The sequence below is a fragment of the Luteimonas sp. J29 genome (genome assembly GCF_000472505.1).
Classification (GTDB): domain Bacteria; phylum Pseudomonadota; class Gammaproteobacteria; order Xanthomonadales; family Xanthomonadaceae; genus Luteimonas.
Map to the genome: position 1 here is coordinate 63,375 of NZ_AWZR01000004.1, position 17,903 is coordinate 81,277.

Genomic DNA, 17,903 nt, shown 5'->3' on the forward strand with positions numbered 1-17,903 from the left:
GCGCCTCGTAGGAGCGGCTGGGCAGGGCGCGGCGCGCCATGCGTCACGCGACCCGCGCGCACACCCACGCATCGACGCGCCTGGCGCCGGCGCGGCGGAGCGCGCGCGCCGCGGCGCAGAGCGTGGCCCCGGTGGTCATGACGTCGTCGACCAGCACCACGTGCGCCGGCAACGGTTGCGAGGCCTCGACCGCGAAGGCATCGCGCAGGTTGCGGGCACGGGCCGTGGCGTCGAGTTCGGACTGCGGGCGGGTCGCGCGCACGCGGCGCAACGCGCCGGGCAGCAACGGCAGGTCCAGCGCGCCGGCGAGGGGCCGCGCCAGCTCCAGCGCCTGGTCGTAGCCGCGCTGGCGCAGGCGGCCCAGGTGCAGCGGCACCGGGAGCAGGGCGTCCGGGCGCGGCAGCGCGGCGAAGCGGCCGGCCATGGCCTCGGCCAGCAGGCGGCCGGCGGCCAGGTCGCGGTGGAACTTGAACCTCGGCAGCAGCCGGTCCACCGGCGCGGCGTAGCGCAGCGCCGCGTGCGTGGCATGCAGCGGCGGCGCCCGCCGCCGGCAGGCGGCGCAGAGCGGGGCAGGGGCGGGAAGCGGCAGCGCGCAGCGCGGGCAGGCCGGGTCGTTCCAGGGCAGGGCGGCAAGGCAGGCATCGCACAGGTCCGCGCCCGGCCGCCCCGGCTCGCCGCAGGCCAGGCAGCGCGCGCGGCACAGCACGCCGCCCAGCCGGCGCCACCAGCCGTCAACCTTCGCTGCGCCGTTCAGGTTGACAGGCCCGGGCATGCTTTCCAGACTGCCGGGCCTGCGCCCGCCCGTCCGTCAGGGAATCCCGATGCCTGCCGTCAGTCCGCTCCGTCCCGAGACCGGGTCGTCCGCCGATGCCGTCCTGCGCCACGACTGGCGCCAGGACGAGGTGGAAGCCCTGTTCGACCTGCCGTTCCCCGAACTGCTGTACCGGGCGGCCACGGTCCACCGTCGCCACTTCGACCCGGCGCGGGTGCAGGTGAGCACCCTGCTGTCGATCAAGACCGGCGGCTGCCCCGAGGACTGCGCCTACTGCCCGCAGGCCCAGCGCTACCACACGGGGGTCGAGGCGACGAAGCTGATGACCACCGAGGAGGTGGTGGCGAAGGCGCGCCAGGCGCGCGAGGCCGGCGCCAGCCGCTTCTGCATGGGCGCCGCCTGGCGTTCGCCCAAGGACCGCGACATCCCCAAGGTCGCCGAGATGATCCGCCAGGTGAAGGCGCTGGGCCTGGAGACCTGCGCGACGCTGGGCATGCTCAGCGGCGAGCAGGCGCGCGCGCTGCGCGAGGCCGGGCTGGACTACTACAACCACAACCTCGACACCGACCCGGGCTACTACGGCGACATCATCCACACCCGCGGGTTCGACGACCGGCTCGAGACCCTCGAGCACGTGCGCCAGGCCGGGCTCAAGACCTGCTGCGGCGGCATCGTCGGCATGGGCGAGACCCGCGCCCAGCGCGCCGGCCTGCTGCGCGCGCTGGCCAATCTGCCGGCGCACCCGGACTCGGTGCCGGTCAACCGCCTGGTCCAGGTCGAAGGCACCCCGCTGCACGGCACCGCGGAACTGGACCCGTTCGAGTTCGTGCGCACGATCGCCGTGGCCCGGATCCTGATGCCGCGCTCGATGGTGCGGCTGTCGGCCGGCCGCGAGCAGATGTCCGACGAGCTCCAGGCGCTGTGCTTCCTGGCCGGGGCCAACTCGATCTTCCACGGCGAGAAGCTGCTGACCACCCCGAACCCGGACACCGCCCACGACCAGGCCCTGTTCGACCGCCTCGGCCTGGAGGCGATGCCGGTGGCGGTGGATGCCGACGGACACGACCACGGTGGTACCGTACATGCCGACATTGCGGACGGGCGGGGCGCCGCGGACGGCGCGGCCCGGACCGGCACCTGCGCGGCGGGGGGCCGCGGCTGAGGGGGGAGGCTGACCATGCCTGTGGATCGTCCCGACCTGCACGCCCGGGTGGCGGCGCTGCGCCAGCAGCGTGATGCCGAGTCGGGCCGCCGCGCCCGGCGCGAAGTCCTGCGCCGCGATGGCGTGCGCTGCGAGGTCGCCGAACCAGAGGGCGGCAGCCGCACCCTGCTCAACTTCTGCAGCAACGACTACCTCGGCCTGTCGCAGCATTTTGCGGTGGTGAGCGCGCTCCAGGACGCGGCCGCGCGCGATGGCGCCGGTTCCACCGCCTCGCAGCTGGTGTGCGGCCACCACGCGCTGCACGCCGAGCTCGAGCGCGAGGTCGCGGACTGGCTGGAGGTGCCGCGCGCGCTGCTGTTCGACAGCGGCTACGCGGCCAACCTGGCCGTGGTGCAGTCGCTGCTCGGCGACGACGACCTGTGCGTGCAGGACCGGCTCAACCACGCCAGCCTGATCGACGCCGCGCGCCTGGCCGGGTGCCGGCTGCGCCGCTACCCGCATGCCGACGTGGAGGGCGCGCTGCGCCAGCTGCGCAGCATGCCCGAGGCCGCGGCGATGGTCGTCACCGATGGCGTGTTCAGCATGGACGGCGACGTCGCCCCGCTGCGCGAACTGGCGATCGCCGCGCGCGTGCAGCAGGCGCTGCTGTACGTCGACGACGCCCACGGCATCGGCGTGGTCGGCCCCGACGGCCGCGGCTCGGTGGCCGCGGCGAAGCTCGACTCGATGGCGGTGCCGCTGCAGCTGGTCACGCTCGGCAAGGCGCTCGGCAGCCACGGTGCGCTGGTCGCGGGCGAACCGGACCTGGTCGACCACCTCGCCGAGACCGCGCGGCCGCTGCTCTACACCACCGCGCTGCCGCCGCCGCTGGCGGCCGCCGCGCTCGCCGCGGTGCGCCTGGCCCGCCGCGACCACTGGCGGCGCGAGCGGCTGCAGGAACTCACCGGCCGGTTCCGTACCCGGGCCGAACGCCATGGCCTGCAGCTGGTGCCGTCCGACACCCCGATCCAGCCGGTGCTGTGCGGCAGCAACGCCAACGCACTGGCGATGGCCGCCTCGCTCGAACGCGACGGCTACTGGGTGGCGGCGATCCGTCCGCCGACCGTGCCCGAAGGCCAGGCGCGGCTGCGGGTGACCTTCACCGCGGCGCACGAGCCGGCGCAGGTCGATGCGCTGGCGGACGCGCTCGCGGTGGCCCGCGACCGCGCCGCCGATCCGTTGCCAAGCCGGATGGCATGACCATGCCCAATGCCCAGGGCCGCGTCGCGCTGGCGGCGGTCGGCCTGGCGCTGCTGTCGGCGCTGTTCTTCACCATGACCTACGTGCTCAACCGCGCCAGCGCCAACGGCGGCGGCCACTGGGCGTGGGTGGCGTGCCTGCGCTACCTGATCACGCTGCCGCTGATGCTGCCGCTGATGCTCGCGCGCGGCGGCATGCGCCCGGTGCTGCGCGCGATCGCCGCGCATCCGTGGGCATGGCTGCGCTGCGCCGGGATCGGCTTCGTGCTGTTCTACGTGCTGCTGTCGTATGCGGCCGCGAGCGGGCCGTCGTGGCTGGTCGCCGGCTCGTTCCAGTTCACCGTGATCGCCGGCCTGCTGTGCGCGCCGCTGCTGTACCGCGACCAGCGGCGCCGGATCCCGCCGGCGGGGCTGGGCGTGGCGGCGATGATCCTGGCCGGCGTGCTGCTGATGCAGTTCGGCCACGCCAGCGGCGCGCTCGACCGCGCGGCGTGGATCGCGCTGGGCTGCGTGCTGGTCTCGGCGGTCGCGTATCCGCTGGGCAACCGCCTGCTGCTGCTGCACCTCGAGCGCAGTGGCGAACCGCTCGACGCGATCCAGCGCGTGTTCGGGATGACCCTGGCCAGCCAGCCGCTGTGGCTGCTGGTGATGGCCTGGGCCGCCTTCACCGCGGGCCCGCCGCAGGCGGCGCAGGCGTGGCTGGCCGCGGGGGTGGCATTGTCGGCGGGCGTGATCGCCACGATCCTGTTCTTCCAGGCCACCGGCATGGTCCGCGACAAGCCGCTGGCGCTGGGCGCGGTGGAGGCGATGCAGGGCGCGGAGGTGGTGTTCTCGGTGCTGCTGGGCGTGCTGCTGCTGGGCGAGCCGTGGCCGACCGGACGCACCGCGCTCGGCGCGCTGGTGGTGGTCGCCGGGATCGTCGCCTTCGCCTGGATCGTCGCGCGGCCGGTGGCGGGCAGCGGCGAAGTGGCGGCGCTGCGCACGGACAAGGGCGCTTGATGGACACGGAACTGCATATCGAAACGACCGGCCAGGGCCCGGACCTGGTGCTGCTGCACGGCTGGGCCATGCACTCGGGCGTGTTCAACGCGCTCGCGCGGCGGCTGGCCGACCGCCATACGTTGCACCTGGTCGACCTGCCCGGGCACGGACACGGCCGCGACAGCACGCTGCCGCTGGCGCCGGAACCGGTGGTGGAGGCGATCGTGGCGCGGGTGCCGCGCGCGCTGTGGGCGGGCTGGTCGCTGGGCGGGCTGTTCGCGCTGCACGCCGCGGCGACCCGGCCCGATGCGGTGGGCGGGCTGGCGATGCTGTGCGCGAGCCCGCGCTTCGTGCGCGGCGAGGACTGGCCGCTGGGCATGTCGCCGGAGATCTTCCGCGGCTTCGCGCTCGGCCTGCGCAGCGACTGGCGCGCCACGCTCGACCGCTTCATCGCGCTCGAGGCCTTCGGCTCGGACGACGCGCGCCACGAGATGCGGGTGCTGCGCGAGGAGGTGTTCGCGCGCGGCGAGCCGGCGGCGCATGTGCTCGCCGATGGCCTCGAACTGCTGGAAACCGTGGACCTGCGCCCGGTGCTGCCGGGGCTGCGCATGCCGAGCCTGTGGCTGGCCGGGCGCCGCGACCGCCTGGTCGATCCGCGCGCGATGCGCGCCGCCGCAGGGCTGGCGCCGCGCGCCGACGTGGTCGTGGTCGAGCACGCCGGGCATGCCCCGTTCCTGACCCATGCCGACGAGGTCGCCGACGCGCTCGCCGGCTTCGCGGCCGCGGCCGGGGAAGGCGGCGCATGAACTCCGGATCGCCGCTGTTCGACGCCCGCCACGTGCGCCGTGCGTTCTCGCGCGCCTCGGCCGGCTACGCGTCGGCGGCCGCGCTCCAGCGCGAGGTGGAGTCGCGCCTGCTCGAATCGCTGGAACTGCTCGAACTGGCGCCCGAGCGCGGACGCGACTGGTCGCCACAGGTGGTGCTGGACGTGGGCAGCGGCCCGGGGCGCGCAGCCCGCGCGATGCGCGAACGCTGGCCCAGGTCGCGGGTGATCGCGCTCGACCTGTCGCCCGACATGCTGCGGCAGATGCCGCGGGGCGGCTGGCGCGATGCGCTGTCGCTGCGGCGCCCGGTCGACCGCGTCTGCGCCGACCTGCGCGCGCTGCCGCTGGCCGAGGGCAGCGTCGACGTGCTGTTCTCCAACCTCTGCCTGCAGTGGATCGACGACCTGCCGGCGGCGTTCGCCGGCTTCCGCCGCGTGCTGCGGCCGGGCGGCGCGCTGGTGTGCTCGACCTTCGGGCCGGACACGCTGTGGGAGCTGCGCGAGGCGTTCGCGCGCGCCGACGACGTGCCGCACGTGAGTCCGTTCGCCTCGATCGCGCAGTTCGGCGACGCGCTGATGCATGCGGGCTTCCGCGACCCGGTGCTCGACCGCGACGTGCTGGTGCGCGGCCATCGCGACCTGCCGGCGCTGATGCACGAACTGCGCGCGATCGGCGCGACCAACGCCCTGCGCGCGCGCCGCCACACGCTCACCGGGCGCGCGCGCTTCGCCGCCGCGGCCGCCGCGTACGAACCGCTGCGCGGCGCGGGCCTGCCCGATGCGCAGGCCGACCTGCTGCCGGCGAGCTGGGAAGTGATCACCGCGCTGGCCTGGGCGCCGGAGCCCGGCGCGCCGATCCGCGAGCAGGGCGCGGAGATCGCGAGTTTCCCGGCCGACCGGATCCGGGTGCGGCGGCGGGGGTGAGGGGGCGCGCACGCGCCCGTGCCGCGCGCTGGCGGCGGTTCACCCCGCCCGCCCTAGACTCGAGCCTCTCCCGCCGGATCGCGCAGAAGATGACACTCCGCACCGCCTTGCTGTGCCTGTCGCTGGCGACGACGCCCGCCGCGTTCGCGCAGTCCCCGCACGGCGCACCGGAACCCCTCGATCCGCTGGCACTGATCGCCGGCGCCAGCGACCTGGTCGCGCGCGCGCCCGATGCCGACATCGATCGCCTGTTCCGCGCCGTGCATGCCACCTCGCGCAACGAGGCCGAGGCGCGCGGCCTGTGCGCGTTGTTCGAACCCGGCGCAGACCGCAGCCTGCAGGGCCTGCAGCGCGCGGCGAACGCGCTGGGGGAAGACAGCCGGGCGCGTTTCGTCGAGGCCCTGGCCGCGGTCGCGATCGGCGGCCTGCAGAACCCGCCGCAGCCCTACGACCCGGCCGAGGGCGAACAGGCGCTCAAGGCCGCCGCGGTGACCGCGTCGATGCTGCACGAGGGCTTCATGCCGGCCCTCAACGGCGCAGGCGGCGACGCCGGCGCGCGCCGCGCGCGCTGCAACGCGCTGCGCCAGCTGCTGGACGTGCTGGACGGATTCGAAGCCGTCCAGCGCGTGGCGGCGACGCGCTACCTGCTGCGCGAGGGCCTGGCGCGGCTGGGCACGGACTCCTGAGCGCGTGCCCCGGTCCCGCGCCGGGGCTTGCCGTGCCCGTCAGCGCGGGTCGCGGCGATCCACGCCGTCGCGGGCGGCGCAGCCGTGCGCGTCGCGCGGCGCGCAGGCCTCGTCCCATGCCCGCGTGGTGCCCAGCCGGAGCAGCGGACGCAGCGCGCGGCCGGGTTCGACCATGGCGGCGGGCGGCGCCGCAGTGCGCGCGGGTGCGGCCGTGGGCGAGGCCGGTCGCGAGGGCGCTGCCCGCGCGGCAGCGCCCGGTGGCGACAGCGGCTGGGCGCCATTGCGCCGCCGCGGCTTCGCGGGCCCGGCGTCGTAGACCCGCACCCAGTCCACGTACATGCGCTGCGGGAACACGCTGCCGGTGTCGGGGTTGCCGGGCCAGTCGCCGCCGACCGCGACGTTGAGCAGGAGGAAGAACGGCTGGTCGAACACCCAGCGGCCGCGCGCCTCGACCTGGGCGCGGGTCAGGCTGAAGTACTCGTGGCCGTCCACCGACCAGCGCAGGCCGTCGGCGTCCCAGTCCACCGCGTAGACGTGGTAGCGCGCGTCGGCCGCCTCGCCCAGGTCGTGGGTGCCGCTGAAATGGCGATCACCGGAGTAGCCCGGGCCGTGCAGGGCGCCGTGGGTGAGGGTGGGCTCGAAGCCCACGTGCTCCATGATGTCGATCTCGCCGCTCTCGGGCCAGCCGACGTCGGGAAAGTCCGACCCCAGCATCCAGAACGCCGGCCAGATGCCCTGGGTGTGCGGCAGGCGGATGCGGGCCTCGACCCGTCCGTGCGTGAACTCGCGCTTGCCGCGGGTGACCATGCGCGTGGAGCTGTACTGGCACGCGCCGTACCAGCAGGCCGCGCCGGCCGGTGCGCCGGGCCGCGCCTCGATCACCAGCACCCGGCTGCCGGCCATCTCGTCGTACTGGATGAAGGCGTTGGCGCCGTCGGTGTAGTACTGCAGCTCGCGGTTGCCCCAGCCGTGGCCGCCGGTCTCGAAGCTCCAGTTGGACAGCTCGGCGGCCTCGAACTCGTCCGCCCACACCAGTTGGCCGCCGGCCGGGCGCGCGGTCTGCGCCCCGGTGCTGCAGCCCATCGCCAGGGCCAGCACGCCGAGCGCGCAGGCCTGGAACCGTCGCAAGGTCGCGGACGGACGCCGCATGTACAGTCCTCCCCCGGTCGACCGCCCCCGCGGCCGCCGACATCCTGCCACGGACGCCGCCGCGGCGCGCGCGCTCAGCGTACCTGAGCCAGCCAGTCCTCGAGGTTGTAGTAGTTGGTGACGCGGGCGATGCGGCCGTCGCGGATCTCGAAGAAGGCGCCGCCGGGCAGCACGTAGCGCTGGCCGCGGGCCGGGGGCAGCCCCGCGTCCGCCTCGAGGTACTCGCCGTGGACCACGTACTCGGCCGCGGCGCGGGCGCCGTCGGCGGTGGCCATGACCACCACGTCGCGCAGCTGTTCGCGGTAGCAGCGGTCCATGCGCGCCATGAACGCGGCGAAGGCCTCGCGCCCGGTCTCGCGCGGGCCCTGGTTGAGGTCGTGGACCACGTCGTCGGCCAGCAGCGCCAGCATCGCGTCGCGGTCGCCGCGGTTGAACGCGGCGTAGTAGGCCAGCACCAGCTCGGTGGCGCGGTCGTGGAGGCGGCTGCCGTCGATGCGCATGGCGGGATCCGGGCGCGCGGGTGGGGGCCGGCGCGCGGCCATGATAGCGCGCCACCGCGGGCTACTGCGGCCGCACCACCAGGTCGCGGTGGAAGAAGTACACCTCGCGGGCGAGGAACTCCCAGCGCGTGCGGAACGAACGGAAGCGCGTGCGCGGCGTCGGCGAGCCGTAGGCGCGGATGCCGAGCTGGCGGCACAGGCGCAGGGCGCGCGCCATGTGCAGCGGATCGCTCACCACGATCGCGTCGCGCAGGCCGTGCTCGAGCATCAGGTTGCGCGCCTCGAACAGGTTCTGGTAGGTGGTCTGCGACGTCGATTCGATCAGGATCGCGTCCTCGGGGATCCCGGCGCGGATCGCGTAGCGCCGTGCCACCTGCGACTCGGCGAAGCGCGCGCCGCCACCGCCGTAGCCGCCGGTGAAGACCAGCACCTTCGCGTGCCCGGCGCGGTACAGGTCGAGGCCGTGCTCGATCCGCGCCCGGAACACCGGCGACGGTACGGCGTCGTAGGCCGCGGCGCCGAGCACGATGATCGCGTCGGCCGCGCGTGCCTCGTCGCGCTGGCCCACCCAGTGGATCCACGCCGCCACCCCGGCCAGCCACAGCAGGCCCAGCACCGCCAGGCGCACCAGCCAGCGCAGCAGCGGTCGGCGCGCGCGCGGATCGCGGCTCATGCCGGCATCCAGGGCAGCGCGTCGGGATCGACGTTGCCACCGCTGAGCACGATGCCCACGCGCTTGCCGGCGAAGCGCGCGGGGTGGGCCAGCACCGCCGCCAGCGCCACCGCCGACGACGGTTCCACCAGCATCCGCAGTTCGGCCAGCAGCCGGCGCATCGCGGCGATGGTGTCGCCGTCCTCGACCGCGAGTACTTCGGCGCCGTGTGCCTGGAGGATGCGGAAGTTGGGCTCGCCGATCGTGGCGCGCAGCCCGTCGCACACGGTGCCGGGCGCGGGCACCGGTTCGCGCCGGCCTGTGCGCAACGCGTGCAGGGCGTCGGCCGCGCCTGCCGGCTCGGCCAGGACCAGCGCGGTGGCGGGCGCGCGCCCGGCCAGGGTGAGCGCCGCGCCGGAGGCGAGCCCGCCGCCGCCCACCGGAACCACGACCACGTCCAGGTCGCCCGCCGCCGCGAGCAGTTCCAGGGTCGCGGTGCCCTGGCCGGCGATCACCTTCGGATCGGCGTAGGGATGCACGAGGGTCGCGCCGGTCGCGGCCTGGACTTCGGCGCAGCGCGCCTCGCGCGCGTCGAGGCCGGGCGCGCAGCGGTGCAGGATCGCGCCCTGGCTGGCGACGAGGGCGAGCTTGGTGCGGGTCGCGCCTTCCGGCACCACCACGTGGCAGGGGATGCCGCGCAGGCGCGCGGCCAGCGCCAGGGCGGCGCCGTGGTTGCCCGAGGAATGGGTGACGACCCCGCGCGCGGCCACGGCGTCCGGCAGGCTCGAGACCGCGTTGCAGGCACCGCGGAACTTGAACGCGCCCGAGCGTTGCAGGCCCTCGGCCTTGAACAGCAGGCGCGCGCCGGCGGCGTGGTCGAGCGCGTCGGCGCGCAGGACCGGCGTGACGCGGGCGTGCGGTGCGATCCTCGCCGCCGCGTCCAGCACGTCGTCGAATCGCGGCAGCGGCGTGCTGGGGGACATGGCGCAACAGCCTATCCGACCGGGCGCGGGGCGTGTTCAGCAACCCGAATGCCTCGCCGGAAGGGTTAAGCACGGATTCAAAGCAGCGGCCGGATGCTGGGCCCTCGCTGATTCGGGGGATCCGGCATGGTCCGCAAGCTTCTCGTTGCCCTGCTGCTGCTCGGCGGGTTGTCCGGCTGTGCCAGCTACTACTACCCGGACGGCGGCGGCTACTACCGCGACGACTACGGTTACCACGACCGCTTCGGCGATCCGTACGGCGGTGGCGCGTCGAGCTACTACTACGGCGGACCGTCCTATTACTACGGCGGCTCGTACGGTCTGCTCGGCTACAGCCGCAGCGGCTGGTACGGCGGCCTCGGCTACGGCTACCCCTACGTCTACGGCTACGGCGGCAGCGCCTACCGGTTCTGGCCGTACGGCGGCCACTACTGGCCCCACTACCCGGTGCGTCCGCGTCCGCCGCAGCCGCCGCGACCGCCCGACACCCCGTCGGCGCCGGAGGTCGAGCGCGGCACCGGCGGCAACCTGCCGCCGCGCCGGCGCACGGTTCCGCAGGCGCAGGCGCCGCAGCGTGCCCGCGTGGCGCCCGCGCCGGTCCGGCGGGAGTCGTCGCAGCCGCTGGCGCCGGCGGGTGTCCGGCCGGCGCCGGTGACCGCGCCGGCGACGAGTCCGGTGCGCCGCATCCCGAGCCGGCCGTTGGCGACTCCCCCGGCGCAGCCGGCGCCGACCTCGACCCCGGGCCGGACGACGCCCCCGACCCCGGTGCGCCGCGAGGGCCGCCAGCCCATGGCGACGCCCACCGTCCGGCCCACGCCCGCCGCGGCGCCCTCCGCGCCGGCCAGGAGCGCGCCGTCGCGGCCGCTGGCCCCGGCGCCGGCGCCGCGGACGCAGCCGTCGTCGGCCCCGCGTGCGCCGGCCGTGTCCGCGCCGCGCCCGGCGCCGGTCCAGAGGAGCGCGCCTGCCGCGGAGCGACGCGCCCCGACGCCGCGCCCGAGGCAGGAGGATTAGACCCGAACCCCTTGCGCTCGGGCGCGGGGACGTTCAAGCTAGCCGGGCTGACGGGCTGCGTCGGATTTCGACGCTCGCGGTCCGGAAAGACAAAAAATCGGTTTCAGATGTCGACACCCGGCGGGGGATACCGGATCCCCCCTGTTCCGCTCCCGCCGGGCGTCGGCGCCCTTCGAGGGCGCCCCGGAGCGCCAGGCCCCGGATGCCGGCCACGGCCTTCCCCATCGGCGATGCGGCCCCCGGGCCCGGTTCGCGCGCATGCGCGCACCCGCGGCCACCGGGACGCGGCGCTGGAAGGCGAAAAAAGAATGGGGCCGGATGTCCCCCGACATCCGGCCCCTTTGCTTCCCCGGGCCGTGCATGGCCAGCCCTGTTCCAATCTCCGGCCGCGCCCCCCTTGACGCTGCCAGCCCGGGTGCAACGGAGAGGCACGCAGGAACCGTGCCAACCTGTCCGCGACCGCGGGTCCGCGCGCTTGCGCCGCGGCCGCCGCACGCCAACAATCCCGGCGCGGACGGGCCCCCGTGCGCGCCGGCGGGATGCCCCACATGAGCCAGGACTTCCATCGCTACGACGTCATCGTGATCGGCGGCGGCCACGCCGGGACCGAGGCCGCGCTCGCCTCGGCCCGCGCCGGCGCCCGCACCCTGCTGCTCACCCACAGCATCGAGACCGTGGGCGCGATGAGCTGCAACCCGGCGATCGGCGGCATCGGCAAGGGCCACCTGGTGCGCGAGATCGACGCGCTCGGCGGGATCATGGCCAGGGCGGCCGACGCCGCCGGCATCCAGTGGCGTCGCCTCAACGCCTCGAAGGGCCCGGCGGTGCGCGCCACGCGCGCCCAGGCCGACCGCGCGCTGTACCGCGCCTTCATCCGCCGCGCGGTGGAGCGCCAGCCCCGCCTCACCGTGTTCCAGGCCGCGGTCGACGACCTGGTGATCGAATCCGACGGGCGCGTCGACACGGTACGCGGCGCGATCACCAACACCGGCCTGCGCTTCGAGGCGCCGGCGGTGGTGCTGACCGCGGGCACCTTCCTCGCCGGCAAGGTGCACATCGGCGAGACCCGGTACGCGGCCGGGCGCATGGGCGATCCGCCGGCGGTGACGCTGGCCGCGCGGTTGCGCGAACGCCCCTTCGTCGTCGATCGGCTCAAGACCGGCACCCCGCCGCGCATCGACGGGCGCACGCTCGACTACTCGGTGATGGAGGAGCAGCCGGGCGACGACCCGCGCCCGGTGTTCTCGTTCATGGGCTCGCGCGAGGACCATCCGCGCCAGGTGTCGTGCTGGATCACCCATACCTGCGGACGCACCCACGAGCTGATCCGCGGCGCGCTGCACCGCTCGCCGATGTACTCGGGCCAGATCGAGGGCATCGGCCCGCGCTACTGCCCGAGCATCGAGGACAAGGTGGTGCGCTTCGCCGAGCGCGACAGCCATCAGGTGTTCGTCGAGCCCGAGGGGCTGGACGTGGTGGAGATCTACCCGAACGGCATCTCCACCTCGCTGCCGTTCGACGTGCAGCTGGAGATGGTGCGTTCGATCCGCGGATTCGAGCGCGCGCACATCACCCGCCCCGGCTACGCGATCGAGTACGACTTCTTCGATCCGCGCGGGCTGAAGTCGTCGCTGGAGACCCGCGCGGTGTCCGGCCTGTTCTTCGCCGGCCAGATCAACGGCACCACCGGCTACGAGGAGGCCGCGGCGCAGGGCCTGCTCGCCGGCGTCAACGCCGCGCGCCTGGTGCGCGGCCTGGAGCCGTGGTCGCCGCGCCGCGACCAGGCCTACATCGGCGTGCTGGTGGACGACCTGATCACCCACGGCACCAGCGAGCCGTACCGCATGTTCACCTCGCGCGCCGAGTACCGGCTGCAGCTGCGCGAGGACAACGCCGACCTGCGCCTGACGCCGGTCGGCCGCGAGCTGGGGCTGGTCGACGACGCGCGCTGGGCCCGATTCGAGGCCCGGCGCGAAGCGATCGGGCGCGAGACCGCGCGGCTGGGCGCGCTGCGCGTCTCGCCGAACAACGCCGCCGGCCGCGAGGTCGCGCAGGCGCTGGGCATCGAGGTCAGCCGCGAGGGCACCGCGCTCGACCTGCTGCGGCGTCCGGAGCTGGACCACGCGCGCCTGGCGGCCCTGCCCGTGTTCGCGCCGGAGTCGCCGGTGGCCGAGGACGTCGCCGAGCAGGTCGAGATCGAGGCCAAGTACGCCGGCTACCTGCAGCGCCAGCGCGAGGAGATCGCGCGCCAGCTGCGCCACGAGGGCATGCCGATTCCCGACGGGTTCGACTACGCGCGCGTGCGCGGCCTCTCGGCCGAGGCGCGGCAGAAGCTCGAGCGCGTGCGCCCGCAAACGGTGGGCCAGGCGCAGCGGATCCCGGGCGTGACCCCGGCGGCGATCTCGCTGCTGCTGGTGCACCTGTCGCGCCAGCGGCGCACCGACGCGGCCTGACCGCCGGGCGGCCGGCTCAGTCCGCGCCCGGATGGCGCTCGCGCCAGCGCGCGAGCCGTTCGCGGTAATCCTGCAGAGCCTCGCTGTAGAGGTCGTACACGCACCGGTCGCAACCGCTGTCGCAGCAGTCGCCGGGCAACGGCGGCTCGGGTGGGACCGGACGCGGGTCGGTGGCGTCCACCGGTCCGGCGGCGGGGTCGGGGACGGGTTCGATCGGCATGCGCGCATGGTGGCCCGTCGATGCGCCGGTTCCAAACCCCCGCCACGTTCCTGCCGGGGCCCGACCCCGTAGAATTGGCGCCGGACGTGAACAGGGGCACGTACGTTTCCATGCCGATTCCCGGGTTCCGCGCCATGCCCGCATGGCGGCGGCTGGCATTGCTCGTGCTGGCTGCCGCCGGTTTCGCGCTTGCGCCGCCGGCGCGCGCGCTCGACCCGGCGGTCCCGGCCAGCCACTACACGCTGACGCGCTGGAACGCCGACGACGGCATGCCGCACAGCCAGGTCTACGCCATCGGCCAGGGACTGGACGGCTTCCTGTGGCTCACCACCTGGGAAGGTACCGCCCGCTTCGACGGGCTCGGCTTCAGCCCCGTGCCGGGCCTGCGCGAGGCAAGCGGTGGACGCGTGGCCTCGCGCACGCTGTGGCGCGACGACGACGGCAGCATGCTGGTGGCGGTCGACGGCGCGGGCCTGATGCGCGTGCCGGTGGACGGCGCCCCCGGACCGGCGTGCCGCGGGATCGATGCGCTGCCGGCGGTGCGGCTCGCGGCCGCGACCGGGGGCGGCGCCTGGATCGCGGCCACCGACGGCCTGTACCGGATGCGGCCCGGCGGGCGCTGCGAACGGGTGCCGGGCGGCGAGAGCCTGGCCGGGCGCCAGGTCAACGCACTGCTGGCCCAGGCCGACGGCAGCCTGTGGCTCGGCCTGCCGCGCGGCCTGTACCGCTGGCGCGACGGCCAGGTCGAGCCGCTGGGCGCCGGACTGGGGCTGGCGCCCGGCGAGGTGCGGGCGCTGGTGCGCGACGGCGACGGTGCGACCTGGATCGCGGGCGAGCAGGGCGTGTGGCGCCACCAGGGCGGACGTACCGTGCGCCTGCGCGCCGATCGCGCGGAGGGCCTGCTGGTGGATCGTGCCGGCGCGGTCTGGGTCGCGGCCACGGACGCCGCGGTGCTGCGCCACTGGAACGGACGCTGGGAGCGGCTGGGCAGCGAGCACGGCGTGGTCGGCTACGCCACCGGGGCGCTGTTCGAGGATCGCGAGGGGCTGCTGTGGTTCGGCACCACCCACGGGCTGTACCGGATCGCCGACGGTCCGGTGCGCGGCATCGTGCGCCAGCCCGGGCTGCCCTCGGACTACGTGCGCAGCGTGCTGCAGACCGGCGACGGCACGGTCTGGATCGGGCACGCGGACGGCCTGAGCGTGCTCCACGAGGGCCGCATGCGCCAGGTGTACCCCGCGCCCGGGACGCCGCCGAGCAGCGTGCTGGCGCTGGCGCCGGCCGCCGACGGCGGAGCCTGGGTCGGCACCTACAACCGCGGGGTCGTGCACGTGGCGGCTGGCGGCGCACCGGTGCGGACGCTGGTGCCCGAGGACCAACCGTTCGGCGCCGAACAGGTCCGCGCACTGCTGGAGGACCCCGACGGCACGCTGTGGATCGGCACCGAGCGCGGCGTGGTCGCCTGGCGCGACGGCCTGCTCCACGCCGAACCGCTGCCCGGGCTGCCGGCACTGCCGGTGCGCGCCTTCCACCGCGGTGACGACGGGCGGCTGTGGATCGGCCTGCTCGGCGGCCTGGCCTGGCGCGAGCCAGACGGCCATCTGGTGGTGCAGCGGCCGGGGTCGCCGTATCCGGCGCAGTCGGCCTTCGACTTCCATCCAGATCCCGGAGGCGGGATGTGGATCGCCACCGACCGCGGCCTGCTGCACCACGGCCCCGGGGGCTACCGCGCCTACGGCGAGGCCCACGGACTGGGCGGAAGCACCGTGTTCCGGGTGCTTGCCGACGACTCGGGGCACCTGTGGCTGAGCAGCAACCACGGCGTGATGCGGGTGCCGCGCAGCGCGTTCGCGGCGGTGGACCGCGGCGAGCGCGATCGCCTGGACGTCGCGCTGTTCACCCGCGACGACGGCATGCCCAGCCGCCAGGCCAACGGCGGCAGCTGGCCGGCCGGCTGGCGCATGCGCGACGGCGAGCTGTGGATCCCTACCGCCGCGGGCATCGCGGTGTTCGATCCGGCCCCGCAGGTCGCGCCCGAGCGCGGCGCGGTGCCGCTGGTGATCGACGCCCTGCAGGTCAACGGCGAGGAGCGCCTGCCGTCCGCGCCCGGCCTGGTCCCGGCGGGGGGGCGGGTGCAGATCCGCTATGCCGGGCTGAGCCTGCGCCAGCCCGGTGCGCTGCGCTACCGCTACCGGCTGCATGGCGTGGATCCGGACTGGGTGGAGGCCGGCACCGCGCGCGAGGTCACCTACACCAACCTGCCCGGCGGCCGCCTCCGGTTCGAGGTGGAAGTCGCGTCTTCGCTCGGCGGCTGGGCGCGGCCAGCCGCGTCCACCGCGATCGAATTCGACGTCGCCACGTCCTGGTGGCGGCAGCCGTGGGTGGTGGTGGCCGCGGGGGTCGCGGTGCTGGGCCTGCTGGTGCTGCTGCACCACGGGCTCGGGCGGCGCCTGCGCGAGCGGCAACGCCGGCTCGAGGCGATCGTCGCCCAGCGCACCGAACAGCTGCGCAGGACCAACGACGAACTCGAAGCCGCCTCGCGCGAGCGCGAACTGCTGATCGAACAGCTTGCCTACCAGGCCAGCCATGATCCGCTGACCGGGCTGCCCAACCGCCGCGCCGGCGACCGCGCGCTGGCGTCGGCACTGCAGCAGGCCGACGCGAACCACGGCCCGGTATGCGTGGCGATCGTGGACGTCGACCGCTTCAAGCACATCAACGACCGCTACGGGCACCAGGCCGGCGACCGGGTGCTGGCCCAGGTGGCACTGCAGCTGCAGGCCTCGCTGCGCGAGCCGGGGCTGACCGTGGCGCGGCTGGGCGGCGAGGAGTTCCTGGTGGTGCTCGGCCAGACCACGCGCGACGCCGCGGTGGCGGTGCTCGAGCGCGCGCGGCGCGCCGTCGCGGCGATGCCGCTGGGACTGGACGGCGACACCGCCGCCTGTTGCACGATCAGCATCGGCCTGGTCCAGCGCCAGGGCCAGGAAGGCATCGACGCGCTGCTGCAGCGCGCCGACGCCGCGCTCTACGAAGCCAAGCGCCAGGGCCGCGATCGGATCGTCACCGGGTAGCGGCCCGGGGGCGGGCGCGGTTCCAGGGCATGCGTGCCAGCACCCGCGCCAGGCCGCAGAACCCGGTCGAGCCCGCCACCAGCAGCCCAAGTCCGGGCAGTGCGGTCAGGAGCAGGAACCAGGGCGAGAGCATCGCGGCCAGCACGCTGCCCACCAGCACCACGGCGCCGACCACGAGCTGCACCTGACGCCCCAGCTCGAGCGGGGCACCGGCCGCGCGCGCCGTCGGCAGGCCTGCCCGCCGCCAGCCGTCGAGCCCTCCTTCCAGCCGCCATGCCTCGCGGTCGCCGGCCGCTTCCGCCAACCTCGCCGCGTGGCTGTCCGTGCGCAGCCCGGAACGGCAGTGGAACACCACCGGCACGCCGGGCGGCAGGGGCAACGGCCCGTGCAGCGCTTCGAGCGGGACACAGAGCGCGCCGGGGATGCGCTCGCGGCGATGTTCGTCGGCGCCCCGGATGTCGACCAGGACAGCGCCCGCGTCGAGCAGCCGCCTGGCCTCGCATGGATCGATGTTGCGCATGGAAGGGTCCTCAGGGACAGAACACCGACTTGAGCGCGGCCACCAGGGTGGCGACGCGCGGGTCGGCGATGCGGTAGTGGACGCACTGGCCCTCGCGCCGCGCGGCGACGAGGCCGTCCTCGCGCATCCGCGCCAGGTGCTGGGACAGCGCGGACTGGCTGAGTTCGACGTCTTCCAGCAGCTGGCCGACGGTGCGTTCGCCGTGGGCGACGAGCAGGCACAGCACCAGCAGCCGCTGCTCGTGGCCCAAGGTACGCAGCATGGCGGCCGCTTCGGCCGCGCCCTGCTGCATGAAACGGCGGTCGGAACGGGAGACGGGAGGGCTCATGCGGCCATTATATTAGGTATTGCTAAATTAGCAACATCTAATATACTGCCGGCCATCCAGGCAGGAGCAACGCCATGTCCATCGAATCCTACGACGACCACGTCCGCGCGATCTCGCGCAACCTCACCGACCTGCGCAGCCACCATCCCGCGCTGATGCAGGGCTTCGGCGCGTTGGCCAAGGCCGCGATGGCGCCGGGCGCGCTCGACGAGAAGACCAAGGAGCTGATCGCCATGGCGATCGGCGTGGCCAGCCGCTGCGACGGCTGCCTCGGTTTCCACGCCAGGGCGCTGGCGCGGCTGGGGGCCACCCCGGAGGAGTTCCGCGAGATGCTCGGCGTCGCGGTCTACATGGGCGGCGGCCCGTCGCTGATGTACGCGGCGCACGCGCAGGCCGCGTTCGAGGACTTCCGCAAGGCCGCCTGAGCGGC

The 17,903-nt window shown here is 75.0% G+C and carries 18 protein-coding genes; 10 read left to right on the top strand and 8 right to left on the bottom strand.

Features of this window, described 5'->3' with window-relative positions; genetic code table 11:
* Window positions 1–43 precede the first annotated feature (43 nt).
* Window positions 44–772, bottom strand: a complete 729-nt coding sequence (locus LUTJ29_RS0107275; protein WP_051322807.1) for a ComF family protein — start codon at window positions 770–772, stop codon at window positions 44–46.
* 49 nt (window positions 773–821) lie between these two features.
* Here LUTJ29_RS0107275 and bioB point away from each other — a divergent pair, with 49 nt between their 5' ends.
* The 6 genes from bioB (at window position 822) to LUTJ29_RS0107305 (ending at window position 6,586) form a co-directional block, all read left to right on the top strand.
* Window positions 822–1,934, top strand: a complete 1,113-nt coding sequence (bioB, locus tag LUTJ29_RS16595; RefSeq protein ID WP_051322808.1) for a biotin synthase BioB — start codon at window positions 822–824, stop codon at window positions 1,932–1,934.
* A 21-nt stretch (window positions 1,935–1,955) separates the two neighbouring features.
* A complete protein-coding gene (gene bioF / locus LUTJ29_RS0107285) occupies window positions 1,956–3,173 on the top strand; it encodes an 8-amino-7-oxononanoate synthase (RefSeq protein WP_027071952.1) in 1,218 nt (405 codons plus the stop codon).
* Window positions 3,170–4,171 carry a multidrug resistance efflux transporter family protein gene (locus tag LUTJ29_RS0107290; RefSeq protein WP_232221171.1) on the top strand — a complete coding sequence of 334 codons (1,002 nt, stop codon included), beginning with the start codon at window positions 3,170–3,172 and terminating at the stop codon, window positions 4,169–4,171. Before bioF ends, LUTJ29_RS0107290 begins: the two co-directional genes overlap by 4 nt.
* 11 nt (window positions 4,172–4,182) lie before the next feature.
* Window positions 4,183–4,959, top strand: coding sequence for a pimeloyl-ACP methyl ester esterase BioH (bioH, locus tag LUTJ29_RS0107295; RefSeq protein WP_027071954.1), 777 nt, complete (start codon window positions 4,183–4,185; stop codon window positions 4,957–4,959).
* Window positions 4,956–5,900: a methyltransferase domain-containing protein gene (locus LUTJ29_RS0107300; RefSeq protein WP_027071955.1), complete on the top strand. Its 945-nt coding sequence runs from the start codon at window positions 4,956–4,958 to the stop codon at window positions 5,898–5,900. The genes bioH and LUTJ29_RS0107300 overlap by 4 nt, the downstream gene beginning before the upstream one ends.
* A gap of 89 nt (window positions 5,901–5,989) precedes the next feature.
* A complete protein-coding gene (locus tag LUTJ29_RS0107305; protein ID WP_144774649.1) occupies window positions 5,990–6,586 on the top strand; it encodes a hypothetical protein in 597 nt (198 codons plus the stop codon).
* 39 nt (window positions 6,587–6,625) lie between these two features.
* On the opposite strand, the gene LUTJ29_RS16600 is transcribed toward LUTJ29_RS0107305, so the two are convergent.
* The 4 genes from LUTJ29_RS16600 to LUTJ29_RS0107325 form a co-directional block, all read right to left on the bottom strand.
* Window positions 6,626–7,735 carry a glycoside hydrolase family 16 protein gene (locus tag LUTJ29_RS16600; RefSeq protein WP_084524760.1) on the bottom strand — a complete coding sequence of 370 codons (1,110 nt, stop codon included), beginning with the start codon at window positions 7,733–7,735 and terminating at the stop codon, window positions 6,626–6,628.
* 74 nt (window positions 7,736–7,809) lie between these two features.
* The gene (locus LUTJ29_RS0107315; RefSeq protein ID WP_027071957.1) at window positions 7,810–8,235 is read right to left on the bottom strand and encodes a ketosteroid isomerase-related protein; all 426 of its coding nucleotides are present in this window, start codon (window positions 8,233–8,235) and stop codon (window positions 7,810–7,812) included.
* Window positions 8,236–8,296: 61 nt separating this feature from the next.
* Window positions 8,297–8,908 (bottom strand): YdcF family protein, encoded by a 612-nt coding sequence (locus LUTJ29_RS0107320; RefSeq protein WP_027071958.1) that lies wholly within the window; start codon window positions 8,906–8,908, stop codon window positions 8,297–8,299.
* Window positions 8,905–9,870 (bottom strand): pyridoxal-phosphate dependent enzyme, encoded by a 966-nt coding sequence (locus LUTJ29_RS0107325; RefSeq protein ID WP_027071959.1) that lies wholly within the window; start codon window positions 9,868–9,870, stop codon window positions 8,905–8,907. Before LUTJ29_RS0107325 ends, LUTJ29_RS0107320 begins: the two co-directional genes overlap by 4 nt.
* Window positions 9,871–9,996: 126 nt before the next feature.
* Here LUTJ29_RS0107325 and LUTJ29_RS0107330 point away from each other — a divergent pair, with 126 nt between their 5' ends.
* Together LUTJ29_RS0107330 and mnmG are read left to right on the top strand one after the other, a co-directional pair.
* Entirely contained in the window at window positions 9,997–10,881 is an 885-nt protein-coding gene (locus tag LUTJ29_RS0107330; RefSeq protein WP_027071960.1) for a hypothetical protein, read from the top strand.
* Between the two features lie 548 nt (window positions 10,882–11,429).
* Window positions 11,430–13,334 (top strand): tRNA uridine-5-carboxymethylaminomethyl(34) synthesis enzyme MnmG, encoded by a 1,905-nt coding sequence (mnmG, locus tag LUTJ29_RS0107335; protein WP_027071961.1) that lies wholly within the window; start codon window positions 11,430–11,432, stop codon window positions 13,332–13,334.
* 16 nt (window positions 13,335–13,350) lie between these two features.
* Here mnmG and LUTJ29_RS0107340 read toward each other — a convergent pair whose 3' ends face one another.
* On the bottom strand, window positions 13,351–13,554 hold the full coding sequence (locus tag LUTJ29_RS0107340) for an oxidoreductase-like domain-containing protein (RefSeq protein WP_027071962.1): 204 nt from the start codon (window positions 13,552–13,554) through the stop codon (window positions 13,351–13,353).
* An 86-nt stretch (window positions 13,555–13,640) separates the two neighbouring features.
* On the opposite strand from LUTJ29_RS0107340, the gene LUTJ29_RS16605 reads away from it, so the two are divergent.
* A complete protein-coding gene (locus LUTJ29_RS16605; protein ID WP_156911550.1) occupies window positions 13,641–16,625 on the top strand; it encodes a ligand-binding sensor domain-containing diguanylate cyclase in 2,985 nt (994 codons plus the stop codon).
* On the opposite strand, the gene LUTJ29_RS0107350 is transcribed toward LUTJ29_RS16605, so the two are convergent.
* Window positions 16,615–17,145 carry a rhodanese-like domain-containing protein gene (locus LUTJ29_RS0107350; RefSeq protein ID WP_027071963.1) on the bottom strand — a complete coding sequence of 177 codons (531 nt, stop codon included), beginning with the start codon at window positions 17,143–17,145 and terminating at the stop codon, window positions 16,615–16,617. The genes LUTJ29_RS16605 and LUTJ29_RS0107350 overlap by 11 nt on opposite strands.
* Window positions 17,146–17,155: 10 nt before the next feature.
* A complete protein-coding gene (locus LUTJ29_RS0107355) occupies window positions 17,156–17,473 on the bottom strand; it encodes a metalloregulator ArsR/SmtB family transcription factor (protein ID WP_027071964.1) in 318 nt (105 codons plus the stop codon).
* 74 nt (window positions 17,474–17,547) lie between these two features.
* Here LUTJ29_RS0107355 and LUTJ29_RS0107360 point away from each other — a divergent pair, with 74 nt between their 5' ends.
* The gene (locus LUTJ29_RS0107360; protein WP_027071965.1) at window positions 17,548–17,898 is read left to right on the top strand and encodes a carboxymuconolactone decarboxylase family protein; all 351 of its coding nucleotides are present in this window, start codon (window positions 17,548–17,550) and stop codon (window positions 17,896–17,898) included.
* Window positions 17,899–17,903: the final 5 nt, after the last annotated feature.

Bases quoted from the DNA above. Each gene is read 5' to 3' on its own strand.
- LUTJ29_RS0107275 (WP_051322807.1), bottom strand. From the start codon at position 772: ATGCCCGGGCCTGTCAACCTGAACGGCGCAGCGAAGGTTGACGGCTGG.
- bioB (WP_051322808.1), top strand. From the start codon at position 822: ATGCCTGCCGTCAGTCCGCTCCGTCCCGAGACCGGGTCGTCCGCCGAT.
- LUTJ29_RS0107290 (WP_232221171.1), top strand. From the start codon at position 3,170: ATGACCATGCCCAATGCCCAGGGCCGCGTCGCGCTGGCGGCGGTCGGC.
- LUTJ29_RS0107300 (WP_027071955.1), top strand. From the start codon at position 4,956: ATGAACTCCGGATCGCCGCTGTTCGACGCCCGCCACGTGCGCCGTGCG.
- LUTJ29_RS0107305 (WP_144774649.1), top strand. From the start codon at position 5,990: ATGACACTCCGCACCGCCTTGCTGTGCCTGTCGCTGGCGACGACGCCC.
- LUTJ29_RS16600 (WP_084524760.1), bottom strand. From the start codon at position 7,735: ATGCGGCGTCCGTCCGCGACCTTGCGACGGTTCCAGGCCTGCGCGCTC.
- LUTJ29_RS0107315 (WP_027071957.1), bottom strand. From the start codon at position 8,235: ATGCGCATCGACGGCAGCCGCCTCCACGACCGCGCCACCGAGCTGGTG.
- LUTJ29_RS0107320 (WP_027071958.1), bottom strand. From the start codon at position 8,908: ATGAGCCGCGATCCGCGCGCGCGCCGACCGCTGCTGCGCTGGCTGGTG.
- LUTJ29_RS0107325 (WP_027071959.1), bottom strand. From the start codon at position 9,870: ATGTCCCCCAGCACGCCGCTGCCGCGATTCGACGACGTGCTGGACGCG.
- LUTJ29_RS0107330 (WP_027071960.1), top strand. From the start codon at position 9,997: ATGGTCCGCAAGCTTCTCGTTGCCCTGCTGCTGCTCGGCGGGTTGTCC.
- mnmG (WP_027071961.1), top strand. From the start codon at position 11,430: ATGAGCCAGGACTTCCATCGCTACGACGTCATCGTGATCGGCGGCGGC.
- LUTJ29_RS0107340 (WP_027071962.1), bottom strand. From the start codon at position 13,554: ATGCCGATCGAACCCGTCCCCGACCCCGCCGCCGGACCGGTGGACGCC.
- LUTJ29_RS0107350 (WP_027071963.1), bottom strand. From the start codon at position 17,145: ATGCGCAACATCGATCCATGCGAGGCCAGGCGGCTGCTCGACGCGGGC.
- LUTJ29_RS0107355 (WP_027071964.1), bottom strand. From the start codon at position 17,473: ATGAGCCCTCCCGTCTCCCGTTCCGACCGCCGTTTCATGCAGCAGGGC.
- LUTJ29_RS0107360 (WP_027071965.1), top strand. From the start codon at position 17,548: ATGTCCATCGAATCCTACGACGACCACGTCCGCGCGATCTCGCGCAAC.